Source organism: Achromobacter sp., assembly GCF_032102605.1.
Taxonomy (GTDB): Bacteria; Pseudomonadota; Gammaproteobacteria; order Burkholderiales; family Burkholderiaceae_B; genus Achromobacter.
The window spans coordinates 237,381-262,340 of sequence record NZ_DAMDGT010000008.1 but is presented as its reverse complement, the minus strand read 5'-3'; the positions used below and the strand labels follow the sequence as shown (position 1 = coordinate 262,340).

Sequence of the window (24,960 nt, the reverse complement as noted above, 5' to 3'; positions counted from 1 at the left end):
GCAGGGACGGACGGTGTTGCAGATGAATGAACTGGCTTCCTATGCTTCCCACCCGTCCCGATCGCGCGGCCGGACCCATGCCGAACCGCCTCCGGAAAACCGCACCGAGTTCCAGCGCGACCGCGATCGCATCATCCATTCGGGCGCGTTCCGGCGCCTGGAGTACAAGACGCAGGTCTTCGTCAACCACGAAGGCGACCTGTTCCGGACCCGCCTGACACACAGCCTGGAAGTCGCGCAGATCGCGCGCACGCTGGCGCGCAGCATGGGGCTGTCGGAAGACCTGACCGAAGCCATTTCGCTGGCGCATGATCTTGGCCACACGCCGTTCGGCCATGCCGGCCAGGACGAACTGAACGCCTGCATGCGCGAGCTGGCGCCGGAAGCGGGCGGCTTCGAGCACAACCTGCAAAGCCTGCGCGTGGTGGATGAACTGGAAGAACGCTATGCGGACTTCAACGGCCTGAACCTGTGCTTTGAAACGCGCGAAGGCATCCTCAAGCATTGCTCGATCGCGCATGCGCGGCTGCTCGGGGACGTGGGCGAACGCTTCCTGAACCGCACGCAACCGTCGCTGGAGGCGCAGCTGGCCAACCTGGCCGATGAGATCGCCTACAACAACCACGACGTCGACGACGGCTTGCGTTCTGGCCTGATCACGCTGGATCAATTGAAAGAAGTGTCGATCTTCGAGCGCCACCACGCCTACGTGCTGGACCGCTATCCCGGCCTGGCGCCGCGGCGTGCGGTGGCCGAAACGATACGGCGCATGATCAACACGCTGATTGTCGACCTGACGCGGACGTCGCTTGCCCGCATCCGCGACGCAGCGCCGGCCAGCGCGGACGACGTGCGGCGCGCACCGCCGCTGGCGGGCTTTTCAGACGAAATCCGCCGCGAGGCGGACACGTTGAAGAAATTCCTGTTCGACAACCTGTACCGCCACTACCGCGTGCTGCGCATGACGCGTAAGGCGCGACGCATCGTGCGCGAACTATTCGCAGCGTTCCTGGATGATCCGCGGCTGCTGCCGCCCGATTACCGCCGCGCCGCCGCGTTCAATGACCAGGCGCGCGCGATTGCCGACTACATCGCCGGCATGACCGACCGTTACGCCATCCGCGAACACCGGCGCCTGTTCGACATGGCGTAGGCCGCGGCAGCGTTCAGCGATGCGTGCGGTAGGGCTCGTCCGCCGCCACGAACGTCGCTTCAGCGCGCGCTTCGCGCATCCATTCCTGCATGGCTGGCAGCGCCAGCACCGCGTCCATGTAGTCGCGCGCAGGCCCCGTTGCGGCGATGCCGTAGGTCACGAAGCGCGAGACCACCGGCGCAAAGAATGCGTCCGCGATCGAGAATGCGCCGAACAGGAAGGGGCCGCCCTGGCCGAATTGCGCGCGCGTTTCCTGCCAGATGGCCTGCACACGCGCGGCGTCGGCCTGCGCCGCTTCGGGAATGGCGACGTCCGGCAGGTGGGCCTCGATGTTCATGGGCATCGCGTTGCGCAGGGCGCCAAAGCCGCTGTGCATCTGCGCCGCCAGCGATCGGGCGCGGGCGCGGGCCTTGGCGTCTTGCGGCCACAACGATGCGGCAGGGTGCCGTTCGGCGGCGTATTCGCAGATGGCCAACGAATCCCACACGGCGAAGTCGCCGTCCAGCAGCACCGGCACCAGGCCGGCGGGCGAGACCTCGCCCACGCGTTGCGCGAAGTCGTCGGTGAAGAGGCCGAGCTTTTGCTCCGTGAAGTCGATGCCGGCGGCGCGCAGGGCGATCCACGGTCGCATCGACCACGAGGAGTAGTTCTTGTTGCCGATGATCAAGCTGTACATGCTGGCGTTCTCAGTGGTTGAAGGGTGGTGGTATTCAGTGGCCCGGCGCGCGGCGCAAAAGCTTGCCCAGATACTGCCCGGTGTGGCTGGCCTTGGTTGCGGCGACGATTTCCGGCGTGCCTTGCGCCACGACGCGGCCGCCGCCATCGCCGCCTTCCGGTCCCATGTCCACGAGCCAGTCGGCGGTTTTGATGACGTCCAGGTTGTGCTCGATGATCAGCACCGTGTTGCCGGCGTCCACCAGTTGATTGAGCACTTGCAGCAGCAGCTCGATATCGCGGAAATGCAGGCCGGTCGTGGGTTCGTCCAGGATGTATAGCGTGCGGCCGGTGCTGCGGCGGGACAGCTCTTGCGACAGCTTCACGCGCTGCGCTTCGCCGCCTGACAAGGTGGTCGCGCTCTGGCCCAGGCGGATATACGACAGGCCCACGTCGATAAGCGTGTGCAGCTTGCGCGCGATGGCGGGCACCGATTCGAAGTACTCGAGCGCCTGCTCCACGGTAAGGTCCAGCACTTCGCTGATGTTGCGGCCGCGGTAGCGGATTTCAAGCGTCTCGCGGTTGTAGCGCTTGCCGTGGCAGACGTCGCACGGCACGTACATGTCGGGCAGGAAGTGCATCTCGACCTTGACCACGCCGTCGCCTTGGCACGCTTCGCAGCGGCCGCCCTTGACGTTGAAGCTGAAGCGGCCCGGATCGTAGCCGCGCGTGCGCGCCTCTGGCACGCCCGCGAAGAGCTCGCGGATGGGCGTGAACAGGCCGGTGTAGGTGGCCGGGTTGCTGCGCGGCGTGCGCCCGATGGGGCTTTGGTCGACGCTGATGATCTTGTCGAAGTTCTCAAGGCCCTGCATCGACACGTAGGGGGCGGGCTCGCTTTGCGCGTGATGCAGCTGGCGCGACACCGCGACCGCCAGCGTGTCGTTGATGAGCGTGGACTTGCCGGATCCGGAAACCCCCGTCACGCAGACCAGACGTCCGGCGGGCACGTGCAGGTCGACATCCTTGAGGTTGTTGCCGCTGGCGCCCGTCAGCGTCAGCCACGGCAGTTCGTCGTTGACGGGACGGCGCTTCGGGATGGCGATGGCGCGCGCGCCGCTCAGGTATTGCCCTGTGAGCGAGTTGGGATCGCGCTGCACGGTCTCCGGGTCGCCTTGTGCGACGACTTCGCCGCCATGTTCGCCCGCGCCGGGACCCATATCGACGACCCAGTCGGCCATGCGGATCATGTCTTCGTCGTGCTCGACGACGATGACGCTGTTGCCAAGGTCGCGCAGGTGCTGCAGGGTGCCGATGAGGCGGTCGTTGTCGCGCTGGTGCAGGCCGATCGAGGGCTCGTCCAGCACGTACATCACGCCGGTCAGGCCGGATCCGATCTGGCTGGCAAGTCGAATGCGCTGGGCCTCGCCGCCGGAAATCGTGTCGGCGCTGCGGTCGAGCGACAGGTAGTTCAGGCCGACGTTGTTCAAGAAGCTCAGGCGCGCCTCGATCTCGCGCACGATGCGCTGCGCGATTTCCTGCTTGGACCCCGTCAGATTCAGGTCGCGAAACCATTGCAGGCAGCTGGACAGCGGCATGGCCTCGACTTCATAGATGGCCTGGCCGTGACGTTCGCCGCCGCGCGGATCGTGCCCGATCAGCACGTTGCGCGCTTCCGGGCGCAGGCGCGAGCCGGCGCAGTCAGGGCAGGTCTTGATGTTGCGGTATTTGCCCAGTTCTTCACGCACCGTCGCCGAGTCCGTTTCGCGCCAGCGGCGCTCAAGGTTCGGAATGACGCCCTCGAAGGTATGGCGCTTGACGGTGCTGCGGCCTTTTTCGTTCAGGTAGAGAAAGGAGATCTCTTCGTCGCCCGAGCCGTACAGCACTTTTTCCCGCAGCGTTTCGGGCAAGTCCTCGAACGGCGCTTCGATGTCGAACTCGTAATGGGCGGCCAGGCTGGTCAGCAGCGAATGCGTGAAGGCGTTGCGGCGGTCCCAGCCGCGGATCGCGCCGGCGGCCAGGCTGAGTTCCGGAAAGGCGACGACGCGCTTGGGGTCGAAGAAGCCAACCTGGCCGATGCCGTCACAGCTGGGGCAGGCGCCCATCGGGTTATTGAAGCTGAAGAGGCGCGGTTCGAGTTCGGGCAGGCTGTGGCTGCATACCGGGCAGGCGTAGCGGCTGGAAAACACCTGTTCGCGGTCGGAGTCCATGTCCAGCGCCAGCGCGCGGCCTTCGGCAAGCTGCAGCGCAGTCTCGAAGCTTTCGGCCAGGCGCTGCTTGCTTTCGGGCTTGATGCGCAGGCGGTCGATCACGACGTCGATATCGTGCTTCTCGGTCTTCTTCAGCGGCGTCATGCCATCGAGTTCGACCATCTGGCCGTCGATGCGCACGCGCACGTAGCCCTGCGCCTGCAGGCTGGCGAATTCGTCTTCGAAGCTGCCTTTCTTGCCGCGCGCGATGGGCGCAAGCACCGCCAGCCGCGTCTCGGGCGTCCAGCCCAGCGCCGCATCCACCATCTGGCTGACGCTCTGGGCCTGCAGCGGCAGGCCGTGGTCGGGGCAGTATGGCGTGCCGACGCGCGCGTACAGCAGGCGCAGGTAATCGTGGATTTCGGTGATGGTGCCGACCGTGGAGCGCGGGTTGTGCCCGGCCGCCTTTTGTTCGATCGAGATGGCCGGAGACAGCCCTTCGATCAGATCCACGTCCGGCTTGTCCATCAGTTGCAGGAACTGGCGGGCATAGGCGGAAAGGCTTTCCACGTAGCGCCGCTGGCCTTCCGCGTATAGCGTGTCGAACGCCAGCGAAGACTTCCCCGACCCGGACAACCCCGTGACGACCACCAGCTTGTGGCGCGGCAGGTCAAGGGAGACGTTCTTGAGATTGTGGGTGCGCGCACCCCGGATGCGTATGGTCACGTCTGTATTGGGTAACGTCCAGTTGCGTCGATGGTTGCTGGGCCCATCCCGCCATTGCGCGTCTGTTGGACGCCTGTAAGCGGGTTCAAAGGCCAACTTGGTACTATAGCGCGCCGAATCCTCTCGCGTTCAAGGTCGTCCGTCTGGTTGGACTGGCCCGAGGCCGGCGCCGCACCGCCAAGATCAGACCGTGAGCGTATGACATCAGAAGCATGCGCGCCGCCCTTGTCATTGTTGAAATTTCCGCATGCCGGCAGATAAAAAACTGAAATTGACCCCTTCCGAGCGCCGCGCCAGCGTGGCGCTTGCCGGCCTGTTTGCCGCCCGGATGCTGGGACTCTTCCTGTTGCTGCCGGTCTTCGCCGTTGCCGCAAGCGGCATGCCAGGCGGGGACGACCCCGCGCGCGTGGGCCTGGCGCTGGGGATGTACGGCCTGACCCAAGCCTTCATGCAGATTCCCTTCGGCCTGGCGTCCGACCGCTGGGGTCGCCGTCCCGTGGTGCTTTTCGGCCTGCTGCTGTTCGTGGCGGGCAGCATCGTCTGTGCCCAGGCAACGGACGTGTTCTGGATCACGATCGGCCGCGCCATCCAGGGCGCCGGGGCCATTTCCGCGGCCGTCACCGCCTGGCTGGCCGACGCCACGCGCGACGAAGTGCGTACGCGCGCCATGGCCATGGTCGGCGGATCGATCGGCCTGTCATTTGCCGTGTCGCTTGTCCTGTCGCCCGTGCTGGTGGGATGGTGGGGGCTGTCCGGTCTGTTCTGGACCATCGCCTGTCTGGGCGTGATCTGCCTGGGCGTCGCGCGCTGGGTCGTGCCGGTGGTGCCGCGCACCCAGGCCCGCACGATGCAGGCCGCAAAACCGCGCGAAGTCCTGACGCACAGCGACCTGCTGCGATTGAACTTCGGCGTCTTCGTGCTGCATCTGATCCAGGTGTCGTTGTTTGTCGTCGTCCCGGCGCTGCTGGCAAAGGTGGGCGGCCTGGATGCGCGCGACCTGTGGAAGGTTTACCTGCCCGTCATCCTCGTGTCCTTCGTACTGATGGTGCCCGTGGTGTTCGTGGCCGAAAAGCGGCGAGCGCATCGCGGCGCCTTGCGCGCCTCGGTGGCCGGCCTGGTGCTGGTTTGCGCGCTGCTCCCGGCGGCCAGCCATGGTTTCTATACCCTGGCCATTGCGCTGACCGGGTTCTTTGTTGCGTTCAACGTGCTGGAGGCCCTGCAGCCCTCGTTGGTCTCTCGGGTGGCGCCGCAGGCCTACAAAGGACTGGCTCTGGGCTTCTACAACACGGCGCAGGCCGCGGGTCTGTTCGTCGGGGGCGCGCTGGGCGGCTGGCTGGCGTCGCATTCGGGATCCAGCGCGGTGTTCCTGGCCGCGGCTGTCCTGTCGGCGATCTGGCTGGCGGTCACCTGGGCGTTGCGGCCGCTGGCTTGATCCCGGGGCTTTCCCCAGGTCTTCCGAAGTGTTTCGAACCGGGCGCGAACGGCAGCGAACAGCGTCGAATTCTTTCCCGCGGCGTGATGGATCCGTCACCTTTGCCGTTTGGCGTGGCGGGCGCTTTCGTCGATAATATGCGTCAAATCTAGGGCTTCACCCGGCGTCGCCGGTCATCGATCTGATGACCGGCGAGTTTCATGAAGCCGGTCTTCAACATCGCTTTTTATGTTGTTGCCGGCGCGCTTGCGGCAACGCATGGCGCAGGCTGTCAACAACAGAGGGACATCGGCATGGCATCGGTTAACAAAGTCATACTCGTGGGCAACCTGGGACGCGACCCGGAAGTCCGCTACAGCCCCGACGGGGCGGCAATCTGCAATATGTCGATCGCCACCACTTCGTCCTGGAAGGACAAGGCCAGCGGCGAAAAGCGCGAAGAAACGGAATGGCACCGTGTCGTCATGTACAACCGCCTGGCTGAAATCGCCGGCGAATACCTGAAGAAGGGCCGCTCGGTCTACATCGAAGGCCGCCTGAAGACGCGCAAGTGGCAAGACAAGGACACCGGCGCCGATCGCTATAGCACCGAAATCGTCGCCGACCAGATGCAAATGCTGGGCGGCCGTGAAGACGGCGGCGGCGGTGGCGGCAGCTACGGTGGTGGCGGCGGCTACGACGACGCGCCTTCGCGTCCGCAGCAGCAGCAGCGCGCCCCGGCCCAACGCCCCGCGCCCCAGCAGCGCCCGGCTCCCGCGGCCGCCCCGGCCAGCAGCGGCGCCAACCTGGCGGACATGGACGACGATATTCCGTTCTAAGCGTCGCCTTGCACGGCACACAAAACCCCGGATTCCTGTCGGATTGCCGGGGTTTTTTTGTGGGCCCTGGCCATGCTCTTGGCAAGAAGCGCCCGCCGTATACCGCCCAAGACGTGCCCTGACGTCTGCCGGTGGTGGGCTACGGACCGGGCTTGCCCGGCGCCGCACCCGCGGCGGCAGGCCCAAAAGCCTCGACCAGGAAATCAATGAACGCCCGCGTCCGTGCGGTCTGGTTGCGGCGCTGCGGGTAATAGACGAAAAGGTCTGCCGACGGCAGGGTGAACTCTGGCAGCACCACACGCAGTCTTCCGCTTTCCAGGTACTTGGCCAGGTCCCATTCGGAGCGGATGAGGATGCCGTGGCCGTCCAGCGCCCACCCGAGCACGATGTCGCCATCGTTGCTGGACAGCCCGCCTTCTACTTTCACGACCTCGGCGCGGCCGGCGCGCGTGAAACGCCAGACGCCGTGGGCCTCGTCGTTCTGCCGGTGCAGGATGCAGCGGTGGTTGGCCAGGTCGGACAAGGTGGCGGGCGTGCCGTGGGCCTTCAGGTAGAGCGGCGAGGCGCAGAGGAAGCGGCGGTTGGTCATGATGCGCCGGGCGGCGAGCCGTTTGTCCGGCAGTTCGCCGAAGCGCACCGCCAGGTCGAACCCGCCTTCCACCAGGTCCACGGGCCTGTCCGTTACCTCGAGTTCGACCTGCACCTGTGGATAACGCCTGGCGAATTCCGAGACCAGCGGCGCGATGGTGGTGCGGCCGAATCCCAACGTGGCATTGACCCGGATCACGCCCCTGGGCTGGGCGCTGCTGCTGGAGACGACGTCTTCCATTTCGCGCAGGTCGGCGAGTATCCGCGTGGCGTAGGCCAGGTAGGTTTCGCCTTCGTTGGTGAGGCTGATGCTGCGCGTGGTGCGATTGACCAGCCGCACGCCCAGCCGCTTTTCCATGAGCGCCAGGCGCTTGGTGGCTGCGGGGGGCGTGAGGTCCAGTTGCCGCGCGGCGGCGGACAGGCTGCCGAGCCTGGCCACCAGCACGAAAAACTGCAATTCGGAGGCCAGGTCGGCTTTCACTGAAAGTAAATAATCAAATGAACTCAAGTGAATTCTAGAGCAGGTCGACGCCACTAACCTATCGATTCCCAACGCCGCCCATAACGGAGACAAGCCATGAGAATCGTCGACATCCGCGAACAGACCCTGCCGATCAGTTCGCCCATCCGTAACGCCTACATCGACTTCAGCAAGATGACGCTGAGCCTCGTTGCCGTGGTCACCGACGTGATCCGCGACGGCAAGCCCGTGGTCGGCTATGGCTTCAATTCAAATGGTCGTTATGGGCAGGGCAAGCTGATGCGCGAACGCTTCATTCCGCGCGTGCTGGAGGCCGACCCGGATTCGCTGGTTGACGCGTCCGGGCGCAATCTGGATCCGCACAAGGTCTGGGACGCCATGTTCAAGAACGAGAAACCCGGTGGCCATGGCGAGCGCTCGGTTGCGATCGGCACGATCGACATGGCTGTCTGGGACGCCGTCGCAAAGATCGAAGGCAAGCCGCTGTTCCAGTTGCTGGCCGAACGCTACGGCAACGGCAAGGCGGATCGCCGGGTCTTCGTGTATGCCGCGGGCGGGTACTACTACCCGGGCCAGGACCATGAAAAGCTCAAGGACGAGATGCGCAGCTACATCGACCGCGGCTACACAGTTGTGAAGAAGAAGATCGGCGGCGGATCGCTGGACGAAGACCTGCGGCGCATCGACTCGGTGTTGAGTGTGTTGCAGGATGGCCAGAAGCTGGCCGTCGACGCCAATGGCCGGTTCGACCTGGACACGGCCATCGCCTATGCCAAGGCGTTGTCGCAGTACGACCTCTTTTGGTACGAAGAAGCCGGCGACCCGCTCGATTTTGAGTTGCAGGCGACGCTGCGCAATTACTACGACAAGCCGATGGCTACAGGGGAAAACCTGTTTTCGATGCAGGATGCGCGCAATCTGATCCGCTATGGCGGCATGCGTCCCGACCGCGACTACCTGCAGTTCGACTGCGCGCTCAGCTACGGTCTGGTGGAGTATCTGCGCACCCTGGACATGCTGCGACAACATGGTTGGTCGGCCAGTCGCTGCGTTCCGCATGGCGGGCACCAGATGTCCCTGAACATCGCGGCGGGCCTTGGTCTTGGGGGCAATGAAAGCTACCCGGACCTGTTCCAACCGTTCGGCGGATTCCCCGATGGCGTCAAGGTGGAAGCCGGGTACGTCACCATGCCTGAGCTGCCCGGCATCGGCTTTGAAGGCAAGTCGGACCTTTATGCCGTGATGCGGAATCTGGCCAGCTGACACTGCCGAACAGCGATCCTCGCAGCAGGTGCGGGGTCGCTGCCGAGACGCGCAGGCCCGCCATTTCAGACGAGAGACATAATTTGTTTCACTTTACCCGCTTGCGTTGTCTATCTAGTAGTAGGTAAGATTCATCCATCGACGCAGCGCACCCAACCAACACCGCGGCGCCGAACCCAGAAATACAGTAGGACCGCTTTTTTATTTCCCTCGATATCTACCTACAAGTAGATAGCTTACTGAAACTGACACTGTACTGCTTATTTGGAGATTGACCATGAAGACCCTCGTATCCGCCCTGATCCTGTCCGCCTCGTTCATCGGCGCCGCCCAAGCCGGCGAACTGGACTATCCGCCCGCCCTGAACACCCAAAGCACGGTGACCCGCGCCCAGGTGCAACAGGAACTGGCCGCCGCTCGCGCCAATGGCGAACTGGTGTCCGGTGAAGAAGGCTACGCTGCTGCCCCGTTTGCCCATGCCGGCGACAAGACCCGCGCACAGGTCAAGCAGGAACTGGCTGCCGCCCGCGCTCAAGGCCTGACCGATAGCGGCGAACTGGACTACCCGCCCGTTCAAGGCTGAGTTTTTTTGATCTCGTATCTATCTATATATAGATAGCTTCAACCCAACGTTGACGCAGCACTCTCGACACAGCATTCATTACTTACTGGAGATTGACCATGAAGACCCTCGTATCCGCCCTGATCCTGTCCGCCTCGTTCATCGGCGCCGCTCAAGCCGGTGAGCTGGACTATCCGCCCGCCCTGAGCACCCAAAGCACGGTGACCCGCGCCCAGGTGCAGCAGGAACTGGCAGCCGCCCGCGCCAATGGCGAACTGGTGTCCGGTGAAGAAGGCTACGCCGCAACGACGTTTGCCCATGCCGGCGACAAGTCTCGCGCCCAAGTGCAGCAAGAACTGGCTGCCGCCCGTGCGCAAGGCCTGACCGACAGCGGCGAGCTGGACTACCCGCCCGTGCAAGGCTGATCAGATGGCAATCGATGCGGACCCCGGCTTACCGGGCGTGTGCCCGGCCGGGGTCCGCAGGCAGTGTCGGTCCGGGCCTGGCGTATCCCCCTGTGAAACGGATAGGGACCACTCCCGATGACGAACCGACCTATTAGTAGGTAATATTCGGCCATGGACACCCCGACTTCCAACTCCACTCGCGAACTGCTTCTGGCGCATGCCGAGAAGCTGATCCGCATGCGCGGATGCAATGGTTTCAGCTACCGCGACCTGGCTGAGCATGTGGGCGTGAAGACGTCCAGCATCCATTACTACTTTCCGGGCAAGGACGACCTGCTGTATGAAGCGGTCGAGGCCTACAGCACCCGCGCGCTTGGCGCGGTTCGCGCCATTGACACCGCGCAGCCGGCCCAGGCGCAGCTTGAACAATATCTGTCGATGATGGAATCGGCCGCGTGCGGCGCGGGCGAACTCTGTCTGGGCGGCATGCTGGCCGCCGATGTCATGAGCTTGTCCGATCGCGTTCGCGGCGCGCTGCAGGGATTCTTCCGGGCCCACGAGGCGTGGCTGGCGCGTGTGCTGGCCGAAGGAGCCGAGCAGGGCACGTTGAAGTTTTCCGGCACTCCGGAAGCTGCCGGCCGGGCGGTGTTCGCCACGGTGCAGGGCTGCCTGCTGGTGTCGCGGCTTTTCCAACAGCCTCCGGCTTTGTGCGAGGCGATCAGCGCGCTCTATGTCGGGTGCGAAGGCAAGAGCGGACACGACGCCTGACCCCCGGCCCGCTTTGCAACACACGGCCGCCTTGCCGATGCAGGCGGCCGTTGTCATTTGCAGACGCCGCCGCGCGCCGGACGGTCAAGCCAGCGCGCGCGCCATGTCCTTGCTGGTGCGCTCCTGCACGCCCAAGTCCCGCATGCGCTGCAGGAAGGCGGCCTGCGCGGGAGCAAAGCCCGCGATCGGGCTCATGCAGTCGGTGAGCAGGACGACCCGTGAAAGGTTGCCCCCCGGCAGGTGCTCAGTCATGTGCTCGACGGTGGCCCTGACGCAGTGGCTGCCGGCTTCGCCCGCCACGAGAATCAGGTCGGCACGGTCCAGCGAATCCAGCAGGCCCCGGTTGAGCTGGCTGCGCGGGTCATCGGCGTCCGGCACTTCGGCCATCAGCGCGCTGTAGTGCTCGGTCCAGGGATTGGCGCCCTTGGGCACCTTGCGCACGATGAATTGGCGCTCTTCTTCCCAACGGCCATAGGCTGCGCGCACGTCCGCATGGACGTTGTGACCCCACGTGCCGATCTCGCAATGCACCGGCCATGCCATCAAGGTGTAGCGGCCGCGGGCCTCAAGTTCGTCCAGGTAGTTGAGCGTGCGCGGCAGATCGTCGTCGTGACGCGGCACGAACTCGCCTGCGCGCAGTTGCGCTGCGGTGATGGGCGTGAAAGGCGCGACCGGTTCTCCGTTGCCGCTACGCCAGAACGTGGGATGTGCGATGTCGACGCGATGATGCGAATCCAGGGTCACCGTGATGGACGTGAGCGCGTGAGCCGTTGCATCGATGAAGCGCGCCAGGCGTTGCATGTCAGCGTGCGCGCCCGCGACGGGCAATGCCGGTTTGACGGCAAGCCCGGTCAGCGGATCCCGCGGGAGGTAGGTCTCGGGCAGGTCGCAGAAATCGTTCTGCGGGTCGACGATCAGCAGATGGATGGAACGCGGCATGGCATGACGATTGGAATGAACTTCGGACTATAGAACGGGACGTCGCCGACCACCAGACAGCGGCCTGGGCTGGACAGGGCTGTCGCCTGATGAAGACCGGCGCTAGAACAGCACGAGATGCTCCGCCCGATCCGGAAGTTGACGCAGCAGCAGGCGCCACTGGCGCCAAAGGATGGTTGATGCGCCAATTGCGCCCAAGGGAATAAGAATCCACACGGCTTGCTCCTGTCAACATTCGCACGACCGTGCGAAATTAGCGTAAAGAAACACCGGCGCTCTTGCCGGTGGGAGGGACTACTCGATGTACTTGAAGCTGCGGTACGTGGAAATGAGGCGTTCGTACGCGGCCCTTACCCGGTCATGCGCCTTGGGGTCCCGCAGGAAGCGGGCGTCATGCATCAGCCCGACCATCAGGCTGTAGACCTCGAACACCAGCTGTTCGGGGTCCGTGTCGGGCCGAAGGTGGCCGGCTTCCAGAGCCTGATTCACCGTGCGCACCATGGCCGAGCGCCAGCGTTTCAGGTTGTGTTCCAACACCGAGCGCAGCGGGGACTCGATATCGTCGTATTCGAAGGCGCCAGCTACGTAGATGCATCCCGTCAGCGTCTCGACGTTGCTGGCGCGCTCGATCCACAGCGATACCAAGGCGTTCAAGCGCGGCAAGCCGCGCGGGTAGGCCATTGCCGGTGTGAAAACGGCCGCGACGAAACGGCGATCGTATTCGTCCAACACTGCCTGCTGCAGGGCCTCGAGCGATCCGACGCGCGAGAACACGCCGCTCTTGCTGATGCCCAACCGCTTTGCGACCTGGCCGAGCGAAAGGCTTTCCATGCCTTGCGCCGCCGCCATGTCCAGGGCGGTGTGCACGATTGCCGCGAAGGTGAGTTCGCTTTTCTCGGTTTTCGCTGTCATGCGCAGAATTTAGCACGATCGTGCGAAACGGCAAGAATTATTTGGCGGGATGCTTCCCCCGCTATAAAGGGCCGGAATGCGACGGCGCGTTGACGCAGCCGACGGCCAAAGAAAAACCGGACAGCGCTGCTGTCCGGTCCGGGCCCCGCGTCGGGCAACGATCAGGCGCGCGCGGCCTTGAACTCCAGCCGGTACTTGTGCAGCAGCGGTTCGGTGTAGCCGTTGGGCTGCGTCAGTCCTTCGAACACCAGCGCGCATGCTGCCTTGAACGCCAACGAGGTGTCGAAGTTGCCGGCCATCGGCAGGTAGAAGGGGTCACCCGAATTCTGACCGTCGACAATCTTGGCCATGCGCTTGAAGGTTTCCATCACCTGATCCTTGTTGGTGATGCCGTGGCGCAGCCAGTTGGCGATGTGCTGGCTGGAAATCCGCAGCGTGGCGCGGTCTTCCATCAGGCCGACGTTGTGGATATCCGGCACCTTCGAGCAACCCACGCCCTGGTCGATCCAGCGAACCACGTAGCCCAGGATGCCCTGAACGTTGTTGTCCAGTTCCTGCTGGATGTCGGCGGCGGACCACTTGGATGGATCGCCGACCGGAACCGTCAACAGGCCGTTCAGCAGTTCGTCGCGGACGGTGTCCAGGCGGGTGCGTTCAAGTTCCTGCTGGACCGCCTGCACGTCGATCTGATGGTAGTGCAGCGCATGCAGCGTTGCGGCGGTGGGCGAGGGGACCCAGGCGGTGTTGGCGCCGGCCTTGGGGTGCGCGATCTTCTGTTCGAGCATCGCGGCCATCAAGTCGGGCATGGCCCACATGCCCTTGCCGATCTGGGCGCGCCCGCGCAGGCCGGAATCCAGGCCCACGAGCACGTTGTTGCGTTCATAGGCGGCGATCCAGGCACTGGATTTCATGTCGCCCTTGCGCAGCATCGGACCGGCTTCCATGCTGGAATGCATTTCGTCGCCTGTGCGGTCGAGGAAGCCCGTGTTGATGAAGGCCACGCGCGATGCGGCGGCTTCGATGCATGCCTTCAAGTTGATGCTGGTGCGGCGCTCTTCGTCCATGATGCCCATTTTCAGGGTGTTGCGAGGCACCTTGATCAGGTCTTCGACGCGGTCGAACAGTTCGCTTGCGAAGGCGGCTTCGGTCGGGCCGTGCATCTTGGGCTTAACGATGTAGACGGAACCCGTGCGCGAATTGAGCTTCGTGTTGCGGTCCTGCAGGGCGGCAAGGCTGGTGACGACCGCATCCAGGATGCCTTCGGGGATTTCCTGGCCGTCCCGGTCCAGCACCGCCGGGTTCGTCATTAGGTGGCCCACGTTGCGCACGAACATCAGCGAGCGGCCGTGCAGCGTCAGGCGCGATCCGTCGGGGCGGGTGTAGTTGCGGTCGGCGTTGAGCTTGCGAGTGAAGGTCTTGCCGCCCTTGGTGACGTCTTCGGTCAGGTCGCCCTTCATCAGGCCCAGCCAGTTGCGATAGATGTGGACCTTGTCTTCGCCATCGACGGCGGCGACCGAGTCTTCGCAATCCATGATGGTCGTCAGCGCGGCTTCGACCACCACGTCCTTCACGCCGGCGGCGTCCGTGCCGCCGATCGGGCTGGCGCGATCGATCTGGATCTCGAAGTGCAGGCCATTGTTCTTCAGCAGGATGGCGGTGGGCGCGGTCGCGTCGCCCTGGTAGCCGACAAACTGTGTGCCGGACTTCAGGCCGGTTGCGCCGTTGGCCAGCGCCACGCGGAGTTGGCCGTTATCGACGGTATAGCCGCGGGCGTCGGCATGGGAGCCTTGCGCCAGGGGGGCGGCCGTATCGAGAAAGTCGCGCGCTCGTGCGATGACGGCGGCGCCGCGTTCGGGGTTGTATCCCTTGCCGGTGTCGCCGGGCGTTGCGGGAACGGCGTCGGTGCCGTAGAGGGCATCGTACAGGCTGCCCCAGCGCGCGTTGGCGGCGTTCAGGGCGTAGCGCGGGTTGGACATCGGCACGACAAGCTGCGGACCAGCCTGTTGCGAGATTTCGGTGTCGACGTTGTCGGTGGTGGCGCGCACGGTGGCGGGCTGCGGCAGCAGGTAGCCGATGCCTTCCAGGAAATTGCGGTAGGCGGCGGGATCGGCGATCGGGCCGGGATGAGCGCGGTGCCAGGCGTCGAGTTCTGCCTGCAGGCGGTCGCGTTCGGCCAGCAGCGCACGATTCTTGGGCGCCAGGTCATGGACCAGCGCGGCGAAGCCCTGCCAGAAGCCGTCCGCATCCAGTCCGGTGCCGGGCAGGGCTTCCTGTTCGATGAATTGACTGAGGTTGGCCGCCACTTGCAGGCCGTGATGCTGGGTGCGTTGAGTCATGCGGGTCTCTGGCGATAAGAAAGGCTGGCCGGCACGGCGCCGGGCGTTTGGGTCCTGACATCATCGTTCGGCCATGCCTCAAAGTCCATACGAAAACCCGCTGGTCATACCAGTTTGTGCTGGCCATGCCCGGCAGGATATGAATTTTTATGGTTTGATATCAGCCACTTGCACAAACCTGTTCGGACCGGGTGAGCGGCCGTCCGAACATGGTCATACCACTGGTCCGGAGGTCCCATGTACGCGGAAACAGAAGAAAAGCCCCGGCAGATCGCGGACGAGGTGGCGGAACGCATCGAACGCCTGATCCTGGACGGCGTGCTCAAGGCCGGGCAGGCGCTGCCGTCCGAACGCCGCCTGACCGAGAAACTGGGCGTGTCGCGCACGGCGTTGCGCGAAGGCCTGAAGCTGCTGCGGGCGCGCGAGATCATCCACACCGTGCAGGGCAAGGGTTCGTTCGTGGCCCATATTTCGAAAGTGGACGCAGGCCCCTTGATGCACCTGTTCAATTCGCAGCCGCGGACCCTGTACGACCTGCTGGAAGTACGTTCGCTATTGGAGGCCGAGTCTGCGCGGCTGGCGGCCATCCGCGGCACCGAGGCGGACTTCATCATGATCCGACGGCGTTATGACGACATGGTGGCCGCCCAGGGCGCGGCCACCGATACCGCCACGCATGCGCACCTGGATCATGCGTTTCACCTGGCCATCTGCGAGGCCTCGCACAATCCCGTGCTGGTTCACACGCTGCAATCGCTGACCGACCTGCTGTTGGGGTCGGTGTTCGCCTGCGTGAACAACCTGTATCACCGCGAACCTGAGAAGCGGCAGATCGACCGGCAGCACACGCGGCTTTTCAATGCGGTCATCGGACGTCAGCCCGAACAGGCGCGCACGGCCGCGGCCGATCACGTGGACAGCGTGCGCCAGAGCCTGTCCGACATCGAACAGGAAGAGCAGCGCCTGGTGCGCGCAACGCTACGCCTGGAAGGCTGGACGTAGCGTCGCGCGCGGCCGGAAGTCGGCTTATCGGTCGGCCACGGCGCAGCCCGCCAGCGCCAGCGGCTTGCCAGCGTAGATCCGGCCAAAACGATTGCTTAGCAAAGACTCCAGGCCGATGGCCTCCTGACCCACGAATCCCTGCTGCGGCAAGGCGCCCTGCGCCACCAGGTCCAGCGCGGCGCAGATGCCCGCGGCTGTGGATAGCTGGATGGCACTGAGGCGGTGGCCGTCGACGTCTGCGCCGAACACGCGGATCGGATAAGACTCTTCTTCAAGGCGGCCGTGTCGGTACCCCGAGGCCGAGGCCTGGATGACGATCACATCCTGCTCGGTGGTGGGTATGGCCGATTCGAAGATGTCCTTGAGCAGGTCGCGGCGGTCGCGCAGGCGCAGGTCATTGAGCAGCAGCTTCATGATGTTGCAATGGCCGGGATAGCGCACCGACTTGTAGTCCACGTTGCGCGCGCGGCCCAGCAGGGTGGCGGGCAGCGTCCCCAGTCCGCCCGAAGTATTGAAGGCCTCGTACTCCACGCCGTCCAGCGCAAACGTTTCGTAGCCTTCCAACGCGGGCACGCTGGTGAGCTGGCCGTCAACGATGGCTTCGCAGGGGTTGCAATATTCGTTGATGAGCCCTTCGGTGCTCCACGTCAGGTTGTAACGCAGGCTGTTGGAGGGATAGCGCGGCAGGGCGCCGACGCGCATGCGCAGATCCAGCAGGGTGTCGAAGCGGCGCGCGAGCGCGTTGCCGACGATGCCGATAAAACCTGGCGCCAGGCCGCACTGCGGCATCAGCACGCTGCGGGCGTCCGCCGCCAGCGCCTGGATGGCATGGGTGCTGGCCACATCCTCCGTCAGGTCAAAGTAATGCACGCCCGCCTTGGCGCACAGCCCGGCCACCGCAACGGCGCGATGGAACGGCAGGGCGTTGACGACCGCATAGGCGCCTTCGATGCAGCGCGCCACGCTGGTGTCGTCGCTGATCTGCCGCGTTTCACATCCCAAACCCGCCAGGAGGGCCAGGCGGGCGGGGTCCTGGTCGGCAACCAGGACGGAATAATCGCCACTGCGTTCGAGCATCAACGCAATGGCGAAGCCGATTTTTCCGGCGCCCAACAGAACGACGGGCTTGGTGCGGTTGGACATGGTGCGGCTCCTGCATATGAGAGGAAGGGGAGTGGCCACATCCTATGCGGGAGTGCTGTCGATTTGTAGATTCCAAAACGCCGTAACGGCGATATCTAACGTCAATACGACCAAATCCGCCGTCGAACCGTCATAAAAAAGCCCTCCGACTTGTGGCCGGAGGGCTGCCTGGGGCGATCTGGGCCAATGCGGCCCGAGGATCAACTGCCCAGGTGGGGGGGATAGTCCATGTTGCCGAAGGTCACGATGCCTTCAGCCTTGGCTTGGGCCAGTTGCGATTCGACTTGGGCGCGGGTCAGGGACGTGGCGGACGCCGACGCGGCGACGGGCGGGTAGTCCATGTTGCCGAAGGTGACCTGGCCGGCATTCTTGGCCTGAGCCAGTTCAGCTTGCACCTGTTGCGAGGTCAGGCTGGACTTCTGGGCGATCGCGGCGGGGTAGCCTTCTTCGCCGAACGTGTATTGGCCGGAAACCTTGGCTTGTTGCAGTTCGGCCTGAACTTGGGCGCGGGTGGGGCCCTGGTCGGCTTCGGCGGCTTGAGCGCCGGCAGCCAGAACGGACATGGACAACATCAATGCGGTAGCAAGGGTTTTCATGGCAGACCTCCGATGTCTTGTGAGCTTGGGATCCGAACCGCTGGCCTGATTGCCTGGGGTTCGCTTGCTGTGTCCCGATGAGAGACATTCTGTGCCTAAAGAACCCTGGGATAAACCCTTATTACCTGAAAACATCTTTCCAAAATAACGGCTAATCGCGAAGCAATTCCCCGCATGGCACCATGGGTGGCGATATTTCCATTTGATGACGGAGGTGTTTTGCGCGGATGTGGCCGCGGAAGGCGCGACGTGGGACGCTCGAGGCGGAAAGGCCTGAGTTCGGCGTTTTTTGGAATTCTTGCGAAGCCCGGCCCGCCCAGCCGTGGCATTCAAGATTGCAGGAAATCGCTCAGCGGTTCAAATCGGCCAGCGCGGCGTCATATTCCGCCTGCGCTTCGTCAAGCTTGCGCTGCGCCTTGTCAATCTTGTCTTGCTTGCCCTTCGCGCGTGCCTCTTTCAGCTCTTGCTGGCGCTCGGCGACCTTGGTCTGCTTTTCGCGGACGTCGGATTCGCGCTGCGACTGCAGGCGGCTGTCGGTGCAATTTGCCTTGGCCTCGGCCAAAGCCTTGCGCAAGCCTGCCTCGCGACGGGAGTTGTTCTGCGCCTGTGCGGCGGCGATATCGTTTTCGATGTGGCAGAACTTCGCGGCGCAGCCGCGTAGTGCAGAGCAGTCCGTGGCTGCCTGGGCGGGCAGGATGCCGAACAGGGCGCACGAGGCGGTGGCGGCAAGCAGGACTTTGGTCAATGAAGGCATGCGGCGTCTCCGTGGCGATTGCAGAGACGCCATCATCGCCCGTGTCGGGATTACCCGCAATGCATGGGTTCGGTGTGATGCCCGCGAATACGCGACGGCGGCGCCGCGATCGGGCTTGCGGGGGCGCGTGAACGGCCGTGCGTTCAGGGGCTGCGTCAGCGAGGCCTGGTGTCAAACGCGCCGACCCGGCCGGCGCGTTCGGCGTCGCGTATCAGCGAACCAGCGTGCCCGCCAGCGCCGCAACCACCAGCAGGGCGCCCAGCCACAAGTTGGCGCGGAACAGCATGAAGTTGCGGTCAGGCCGCTGGATGTCGAAGACCTTGAGCTGCCACGCCAGATGCACGGCCACGGCGACCATGCCGACCTGATACGCCCACGACAGGCCCATCGCGTAGCCACCCCAAGCCCACAGCACGACGGTGCCCAGGTAAAAACCGCCTATCCAGAGCTTGCCCTGATCGCCAAAACGCATGGCGGTGGAATGCAGCCCCAGGCTGCGGTCGTCGCGCACGTCGACATAGGCGTAGATGCTGTCGTACCCCACCTGCCACAGCACGGCGCCCAGCCACATGGCGATGGCGGCCAATGGCACGTGGTTCTGCGTGTCGGACCATGCCATGAGCATGCCCCAGTTGAAGCAGATGCCCAGCACCACCTGCGGCCAGTACGTGACGCGCTTGCACAGGGGATAGATGAAGACGAACGGCAGCACCGCCACGGCAAGCCAGCGGCTCATTTCGTTCAGGAAGAACAGGAGCGATCCGCAGACCAGCAGTTGGCCAAGCAGGAACCACACGGCGTTCTTCATCGACAGCTGGCCGCTGGTCAATGGCCGGAAGCGCGTGCGCTCGACGTGCTTGTCGAAGTTGCGGTCGCACATGTCGTTGACCGTGCAGCCGATGCCGCGCATCAGTAGCGCGCCCAGCGAGAACACGACCAGCCGTTGCAGGTCGGGCAGGCCTCCTGCCGTCTGAACCAGCGCGGCGATTGCCGGCAGCAGGGTCAGCCAGGTGCCGATGGGGCGATCCAGGCGGCACAGGCGGGCGTAGGGCCGCCACGATTTGGGAAGCCAGCGTTCGACCCAGTCGGTGAAGACGATATCGCTGAGATCGGTGGAAGGTTGTTGCGAAGCGCTCACTGTCACGGTCAAAAGTGGTCGGGAAAGCCGACAGCATAAAACAACGGCCGAGCATTGCGCCCGGCCGGTACACATTCGAAGCATGGTCGACCCATGCCGTCACCGCGGTCTGCAGGGGGACCCCGCGCGCCTGCCGTATCCCCGTTCAGAGGAAACCCCCCGCAGATACGCCGCGGGGACGGGGCATCCAGCCCCACGGCGGGAAGGGCTTATTCCGCCTTCAGGAGCTTGCCCAGGATGGCGATGCCGGTGCGGATCTTGTCTTCCGGCACGGTCGCGAAGCTGAGGCGCAGCGTGTTGCGCTTGCCCGCGCCGCTGTAGAACGGCGCGCCGGGCACGAATGCCACGTTTTGCGCGATGGCTTTTTCCAGCAGCTTGGTGCTGTCGATGTGCTCGGGCAGGGTCAGCCAGATGAACATGCCGCCTTCCGGCTTGGTCCAGGTGACGGTGGACGGGAACTCTTGCTGGATCGCGTCCAGCATGCACTTGCCCTGCGCGCGGTAGATCTCGCGAACGTTCGGCAGATGCTCGGCCAGGAAGCCGTCCTTGACGATCTCGTACACGGCCATCTGGGTAAGCGTGGGTGTATGCAGGTCGGTAGCCTGCTTGGCCTGCACCAGCTTGTCGATGAGCGGACGCGCGGCGGCGATGTAGCCCAGGCGCAGGCCGGGGGCCAGCACCTTCGAGAACGTGCCCAGGCGCACGACATTGGCGCCGTACTCGGCGGCCAGCGCGATCAGGCCGGGCTGCGGTTCGCCGGCGTAGCGCAGTTCGCCGTAGGGATCATCCTCGACGATGGTCAGGCCCAGTTCGGCGGCGCGCTTGACCAGCGCGATGCGACGTTCCAGGTTGAGCGTGCGGCCCGTGGGGTTCTGGAAGTTGGGCAGGGCATACAGAAAGCGCGCGCCTTCGGCCAGTTCGGGCGTGATGGCTTCCGGGATCAGGCCGCCTTCGTCGGTGGGCACGGGCACGAACTTGGGCTGGTACAGGCTGAACGATTGCAGCGCGCCCAGGTAGCTGGGGTCTTCGACCAGCACCTTGCTGTCCTTGTCGATCAGCACCTTGCCCAGCAGGTCCAGCGCCTGCTGCGAACCCGAAACGATGAGGGTCTGGTCGGGAGCAACGTTGGCGCCCGTGGCGCTCAGGTCGTCGGCAACCCATTTGCGCAGCGGCGCATAGCCTTCAGTCGGGCCATATTGGAGGGCCGCGCGGCCGTTGGTGGACAGTACCTTGTCGAACGCCGCACGCACCACTTCTACCGGGAAGCCGCCGGGCGCAGGCAGGCCGCCCGCGAACGAGATGACTTCGGGACGCTCGGTGACCTTGAGGATCTCGCGGATGGCGGAGCTGGTGAGTTGCTGGGCGCGTTCCGAAAAGGAAAACGCAGGTTCGAGAGGCTTGTCCATGGATTGCTTCTTGATCAAGAAGGTGAGAGGGGTGAGGCGTTTGACAAAAAACTATTGTCCCACACGGTAACAGCCCGGCCCCTTTATCGGGCGAAACCCCTAAAATCACCTGCATCGATAACCGCCTGTACAGTTACATTTTCCTCATGTTCGAAGCCGCCCCTATCGTCGCCGACTCCAAAGCCGCCCTGTATGCAGAACTGGCCGTCCAGGCTCGCGCGCTGCTGCAGGATGAGCCCGACCGCATCGCAAATGCGGCCAACCTCAGCGCCCTGGCGTACCAGGCGTTGCCCGACCTGAACTGGGTGGGCTTCTACTTCTTCGATGGCAACGAGCTGGTGCTGGGCCCGTTCCAGGGCAAGCCCGCCTGCGTGCGCATCCCGCTGAACCGCGGCGTGTGCGGCGCCGCCGCCAGCCAGCGTCAGACGCAGTTGGTGCCGGACGTGCACGCCTTCCCGGGCCATATCGCCTGCGATGCCGCCTCGCGCTCCGAAGTCGTGGTGCCGCTGGTGCATAAAGGTCAACTGATCGGCGTCTGGGACGTGGACAGCCCCGTGCCGGACCGCTTTGACGAAGACGATCGCAAGGGCATGGAAGCGCTGTGCGCGGTGTTCCTGGCGACGCTCGACTGACCGACCCGCCACGCCGAGCCGCCGTTGACACGGCCCGGCGCTCCCGGTAGATTTCTGCATCCGCCGCTCATTGCGTCCGCCTCATTCATGATTCTTCAGGCCATCCGATCCGCTTCCAGTCTCCGCGCCCTTGGCGTGGTGCTGGCTGCCGCCGGCCTGAAATCCAAAAAACAGCCGCTCATCTGACCGGAGCATGCTGTTCCGTCAGATGGGCGACGGAACAGCGGCCTTCTGGCGGCGCCCTGGCGCCTCCGCGCGCACCCCACTGATATCCCGAGCACTTCTGTACGGTCCCCACCACGGTCCATACCGAAGGAGTGTTCACATGCAGTCCAATCAATCTCTGTTCCAGGGCGTCTGGGTGCCTCTGGTCACGCCGTTTTCGGGCGGCTCCGTTGACGGCGGGGCCTTGCGACGCCTCGTGCGCCACTATGCCGCCGCAGGGGTGGATGGCCTGGTCGTGTGCGGCAGCACCGGCGAGGCCGCCTCGCTGGACGACGCCGAACAGCTTGCCGTGCTGGACGCCGTGCTGGCCGAGGCTGGCAGATTGCCTGTGGTCATGGGCCTGGCAGGCAATCATCAAGGGCACGTGCTGCAGCGTCTGTCGGCGTTCGGCACCCGTCCGCTGGCGGGCATCCTGGCGCCAGCGCCGTACTACGTCCGCGCCGGCCAGGAGGGCGCCGCCGCCTACTTCCGCTGCCTGGCCGACGCCTCGCGCTTTCCCCTGGTGCTCTACGACATCCCCTACCGCACCGGCACCACGCTGGACACGGCCACCTTGCTGGCGCTGGCCGCGCATCCCAACATCGCCGCGATCAAGGACTGCGGCGGCTCGCTGGAAAAGACGGTGGCGCTGATTGCCGACGGGCAGATGGACGTGCTGGCGGGCGAAGACCTGCAATCCTTGTCCGTGCTGTGCCTGGGCGGAACCGGCATGATCGCCGCCGCCGCGCATATCCGGCCCGACCTGTTCGTGGCGATGCATCGCGCGGTGCGGGGGCAGCGGCTGGACGAAGCCAGGACGCTGTTCCACGCATTGGCGCCGGTGATCCAGCTTGTCTTTGGAGAGCCCAGTCCAGGGCCGCTGAAGGCGCAACTTGCCCACCAGGGCCTGTTGTCGAACGAGCTGCGCCTGCCCATGCCGCAAGCCAGCTCGGCGCTTGCAGCGCGATTGCAGGCAGCGGTGGCGGGCGTCGAACGACAATTTCCCCTTCTGACGGAAGGCCTGCGGGCGGCCTGAGCGCTTTGTGGCGTCCGGATTCATTTAGTAATAAATGACTTACCGGGAAGCTGACGGATTGCTTATGATGCCGCCATTCTTCGGGGTGAAACAAAACCTTCATGGGCCAAGCTTTTGAAGCCTTGTCCGCCTGGCAGGTCATGCTGGCGGGCCTGCTTTTCTTCGGCGGCATCTATCTGTTGTTCGGCGCGGCAACCTGGTTGCTGACCCAGCACATCCTGCCGGCGCTGGGCATAGGCCGGCCGCTTGACCCTCGGCCTCTCGCGCCGGGTCAGTTTCGGCGCGAACTCGCACAGTCGGGCCTGTCGATCCTGCTGTTCGGCACCGGCATGATCTTTCCATGGGGATTGCTGCAGCTGGGATGGGCGCACCTGGACCCGGACGCGAGCGGGCAGAAGATCGTCCTGGAAATCCTGGCCCTGGTGGCGTGGAACGACGTGCACTTCTGGATCAACCACCGCCTGCTGCATACCAGGCTGCTGCGCCGCTTCCACCTGCCGCACCATCGTTCGGTCGTGACCACGCCGTTTTCCACCTACAGCTTCCACCCCGTCGAGGCGCTGATGCTGGGCAACGTGATCATGCTGCCGATGGTGCTGCACGACTTCAGCTTCTGGTCGCTGGCGTCGGTGCCGCTGTTCAGCCTGTTCTTCAACTGCATCGGCCATGCCAACTACGACTTCTTCCCCAAGGTGTCGTATGCGCACTGGTTCGCCGCCAGCCGCCGGCATCACCTGCACCATGCCTGCTACAACGGCAACTACGGCTTCCAGTTCACCTTCATGGATCGCCTGTTCCGCACGCGGTTGGGTGCGGAGGCCGCCGATCGCCAGCTGGAAGCGTTTCGTCAACGCGAGGCCGCCGCGGATTCGCGAGGCTCGGCATAGTGCCGACCCGCCCTGGCCCGCAGCGCGGACTGCCCACGCTGCGCAACCGGCGTGACTGGCAAAGCCTGGCCTATCTGGCCGCGCTGCCCGCGTTGGCCGCGTGGCAGTGGTTCAACGGGTTCTGGTGGCCGCTCTATGCCCTGATGTTGTTCCTGACGCTGGGCATCGGGGTCATCCACCACAACCACACGCACATCCGCATGTGGCGTGGCCGCTGGTCCAATCGGATCACCGACTTCTGGATCACGCTGCTGCAAGGGCATCCGACCTTTGTGTTCTACCCGGCGCACGTGGCCAATCATCACCGCTACAAGCACGGCGCCCTGGACGTGGCGCGCACCTATCGGTTTGGCGGCGACACGAACCATCTTTGGGGCTATGTCATTCATCCCGTGCAAGCCGCCTGGGTGCTGTATCCGCTGTTCTTCACGTGGCTGGGCCGCCTGCGCCGGCACTGGCCGGGCGCTTGGCGGTATTGCATGGCCCAGTACGGCGTGTGGCTGGGCCTGTGGGCCGGGTTGATCGCGGCGAACCCGGCCAAGGCGCTGGTGTTCGTGATCGTGCCCCAATTGCATGGCCTGCATTGGCTGCTGGCCACGAACTACTTGCAGCATGCGCATGCGGACGGCGGTCCGCGGCACGTGGCGGGCCTGAACTACGCCCGCAATTTCGAGGGAATGGTCAATCCCCTGTTGTTCAACATCGGCCTGCACACCGCGCATCACGAGCATCCCCGCGCGCACTGGTCCGAACTGACCCGCCTGCATCGCGACCACTATCGCGGCCGCGTGCTGCCCGCACTGAACGAACGCGGCCTCGCGCGCTACATGTTCCGCGTCTTCATCATGGGCGCCTTCGTGCCTCGGTTCCGCAGCCGTTCCTGCATGGCGCCGGAGCACGTCCGCTAGCGCCGCATTCCCACTTTTCCACTAGAGAG

At 64.6% G+C, this 24,960-nt stretch carries 23 protein-coding genes; 12 read left to right on the top strand and 11 right to left on the bottom strand.

Features of this window, described 5'->3' with window-relative positions:
- Positions 1 to 22: 22 nt before the first annotated feature.
- A complete protein-coding gene (locus tag RT614_RS19365) occupies positions 23 to 1,153 on the top strand; it encodes a deoxyguanosinetriphosphate triphosphohydrolase (RefSeq protein ID WP_313623753.1) in 1,131 nt (376 codons plus the stop codon).
- Positions 1,154 to 1,166: 13 nt separating this feature from the next.
- Here the strand turns inward: RT614_RS19365 and RT614_RS19360 are convergent, their stop codons facing one another.
- Together RT614_RS19360 and uvrA are read right to left on the bottom strand one after the other, a co-directional pair.
- Positions 1,167 to 1,829 carry a glutathione S-transferase family protein gene (locus RT614_RS19360; protein ID WP_313623752.1) on the bottom strand — a complete coding sequence of 221 codons (663 nt, stop codon included), beginning with the start codon at positions 1,827 to 1,829 and terminating at the stop codon, positions 1,167 to 1,169.
- A 34-nt stretch (positions 1,830 to 1,863) separates the two neighbouring features.
- Complete coding sequence (gene uvrA / locus RT614_RS19355) at positions 1,864 to 4,719, bottom strand: excinuclease ABC subunit UvrA (RefSeq protein WP_313623751.1); 2,856 nt, start codon at positions 4,717 to 4,719, stop codon at positions 1,864 to 1,866.
- A gap of 247 nt (positions 4,720 to 4,966) precedes the next feature.
- On the opposite strand from uvrA, the gene RT614_RS19350 reads away from it, so the two are divergent.
- Both RT614_RS19350 and ssb read left to right on the top strand, forming a co-directional pair.
- Positions 4,967 to 6,151 (top strand): MFS transporter, encoded by a 1,185-nt coding sequence (locus RT614_RS19350; protein ID WP_313623750.1) that lies wholly within the window; start codon positions 4,967 to 4,969, stop codon positions 6,149 to 6,151.
- Positions 6,152 to 6,444: 293 nt separating this feature from the next.
- Positions 6,445 to 6,969 carry a single-stranded DNA-binding protein gene (ssb, locus tag RT614_RS19345; RefSeq protein ID WP_313623749.1) on the top strand — a complete coding sequence of 175 codons (525 nt, stop codon included), beginning with the start codon at positions 6,445 to 6,447 and terminating at the stop codon, positions 6,967 to 6,969.
- A gap of 139 nt (positions 6,970 to 7,108) precedes the next feature.
- Here ssb and RT614_RS19340 read toward each other — a convergent pair whose 3' ends face one another.
- A complete protein-coding gene (locus RT614_RS19340) occupies positions 7,109 to 8,038 on the bottom strand; it encodes a LysR substrate-binding domain-containing protein (RefSeq protein WP_313623748.1) in 930 nt (309 codons plus the stop codon).
- 96 nt (positions 8,039 to 8,134) lie between these two features.
- Here RT614_RS19340 and RT614_RS19335 point away from each other — a divergent pair, with 96 nt between their 5' ends.
- From RT614_RS19335 to RT614_RS19320, 4 genes are all read left to right on the top strand, one after another.
- Positions 8,135 to 9,301 carry a mandelate racemase/muconate lactonizing enzyme family protein gene (locus RT614_RS19335; protein WP_313623747.1) on the top strand — a complete coding sequence of 389 codons (1,167 nt, stop codon included), beginning with the start codon at positions 8,135 to 8,137 and terminating at the stop codon, positions 9,299 to 9,301.
- 277 nt (positions 9,302 to 9,578) lie between these two features.
- Complete coding sequence (locus RT614_RS19330) at positions 9,579 to 9,884, top strand: DUF4148 domain-containing protein (RefSeq protein ID WP_313623746.1); 306 nt, start codon at positions 9,579 to 9,581, stop codon at positions 9,882 to 9,884.
- 98 nt (positions 9,885 to 9,982) lie between these two features.
- Positions 9,983 to 10,288, top strand: a complete 306-nt coding sequence (locus tag RT614_RS19325; RefSeq protein ID WP_313623745.1) for a DUF4148 domain-containing protein — start codon at positions 9,983 to 9,985, stop codon at positions 10,286 to 10,288.
- A 153-nt stretch (positions 10,289 to 10,441) separates the two neighbouring features.
- Positions 10,442 to 11,038, top strand: coding sequence for a TetR/AcrR family transcriptional regulator (locus tag RT614_RS19320; protein WP_313623744.1), 597 nt, complete (start codon positions 10,442 to 10,444; stop codon positions 11,036 to 11,038).
- A gap of 84 nt (positions 11,039 to 11,122) precedes the next feature.
- On the opposite strand, the gene RT614_RS19315 is transcribed toward RT614_RS19320, so the two are convergent.
- The 3 genes from RT614_RS19315 to RT614_RS19305 form a co-directional block, all read right to left on the bottom strand.
- Complete coding sequence (locus RT614_RS19315) at positions 11,123 to 11,977, bottom strand: cysteine hydrolase (RefSeq protein ID WP_313623743.1); 855 nt, start codon at positions 11,975 to 11,977, stop codon at positions 11,123 to 11,125.
- A gap of 294 nt (positions 11,978 to 12,271) precedes the next feature.
- Complete coding sequence (locus tag RT614_RS19310) at positions 12,272 to 12,889, bottom strand: TetR/AcrR family transcriptional regulator (RefSeq protein WP_313623742.1); 618 nt, start codon at positions 12,887 to 12,889, stop codon at positions 12,272 to 12,274.
- 161 nt (positions 12,890 to 13,050) lie between these two features.
- On the bottom strand, positions 13,051 to 15,225 hold the full coding sequence (locus RT614_RS19305; protein ID WP_313623741.1) for a malate synthase G: 2,175 nt from the start codon (positions 15,223 to 15,225) through the stop codon (positions 13,051 to 13,053).
- A gap of 237 nt (positions 15,226 to 15,462) precedes the next feature.
- Between RT614_RS19305 and glcC the strand changes: the two genes are divergently transcribed.
- A complete protein-coding gene (glcC, locus tag RT614_RS19300) occupies positions 15,463 to 16,227 on the top strand; it encodes a transcriptional regulator GlcC (protein ID WP_313623740.1) in 765 nt (254 codons plus the stop codon).
- Positions 16,228 to 16,251: 24 nt separating this feature from the next.
- Here the strand turns inward: glcC and RT614_RS19295 are convergent, their stop codons facing one another.
- The 5 genes from RT614_RS19295 to RT614_RS19275 all read right to left on the bottom strand — a co-directional run bounded on the left by RT614_RS19295 (position 16,252) and on the right by RT614_RS19275 (position 21,264).
- A complete protein-coding gene (locus RT614_RS19295; RefSeq protein ID WP_313623739.1) occupies positions 16,252 to 17,370 on the bottom strand; it encodes a saccharopine dehydrogenase family protein in 1,119 nt (372 codons plus the stop codon).
- A 200-nt stretch (positions 17,371 to 17,570) separates the two neighbouring features.
- A complete protein-coding gene (locus tag RT614_RS19290; RefSeq protein ID WP_313623738.1) occupies positions 17,571 to 17,966 on the bottom strand; it encodes a DUF4148 domain-containing protein in 396 nt (131 codons plus the stop codon).
- A 349-nt stretch (positions 17,967 to 18,315) separates the two neighbouring features.
- The gene (locus RT614_RS19285; RefSeq protein WP_313623737.1) at positions 18,316 to 18,720 is read right to left on the bottom strand and encodes a DUF1090 domain-containing protein; all 405 of its coding nucleotides are present in this window, start codon (positions 18,718 to 18,720) and stop codon (positions 18,316 to 18,318) included.
- A gap of 211 nt (positions 18,721 to 18,931) precedes the next feature.
- The gene (gene ubiA, locus RT614_RS19280; RefSeq protein WP_313623736.1) at positions 18,932 to 19,858 is read right to left on the bottom strand and encodes a 4-hydroxybenzoate octaprenyltransferase; all 927 of its coding nucleotides are present in this window, start codon (positions 19,856 to 19,858) and stop codon (positions 18,932 to 18,934) included.
- Between the two features lie 209 nt (positions 19,859 to 20,067).
- Positions 20,068 to 21,264, bottom strand: a complete 1,197-nt coding sequence (locus RT614_RS19275; RefSeq protein WP_313623735.1) for a PLP-dependent aminotransferase family protein — start codon at positions 21,262 to 21,264, stop codon at positions 20,068 to 20,070.
- 146 nt (positions 21,265 to 21,410) lie between these two features.
- Between RT614_RS19275 and RT614_RS19270 the strand changes: the two genes are divergently transcribed.
- The 4 genes from RT614_RS19270 to RT614_RS19255 all read left to right on the top strand — a co-directional run bounded on the left by RT614_RS19270 (position 21,411) and on the right by RT614_RS19255 (position 24,931).
- Positions 21,411 to 21,896 (top strand): GAF domain-containing protein, encoded by a 486-nt coding sequence (locus RT614_RS19270; RefSeq protein WP_313623734.1) that lies wholly within the window; start codon positions 21,411 to 21,413, stop codon positions 21,894 to 21,896.
- Positions 21,897 to 22,221: 325 nt separating this feature from the next.
- Positions 22,222 to 23,136 (top strand): 4-hydroxy-tetrahydrodipicolinate synthase, encoded by a 915-nt coding sequence (dapA, locus tag RT614_RS19265; RefSeq protein ID WP_313623733.1) that lies wholly within the window; start codon positions 22,222 to 22,224, stop codon positions 23,134 to 23,136.
- Between the two features lie 101 nt (positions 23,137 to 23,237).
- On the top strand, positions 23,238 to 24,023 hold the full coding sequence (locus RT614_RS19260; protein WP_313623732.1) for a sterol desaturase family protein: 786 nt from the start codon (positions 23,238 to 23,240) through the stop codon (positions 24,021 to 24,023).
- Positions 24,023 to 24,931: a fatty acid desaturase gene (locus RT614_RS19255; RefSeq protein WP_313623731.1), complete on the top strand. Its 909-nt coding sequence runs from the start codon at positions 24,023 to 24,025 to the stop codon at positions 24,929 to 24,931. The genes RT614_RS19260 and RT614_RS19255 overlap by 1 nt, the downstream gene beginning before the upstream one ends.
- Positions 24,932 to 24,960 lie beyond the last annotated feature (29 nt).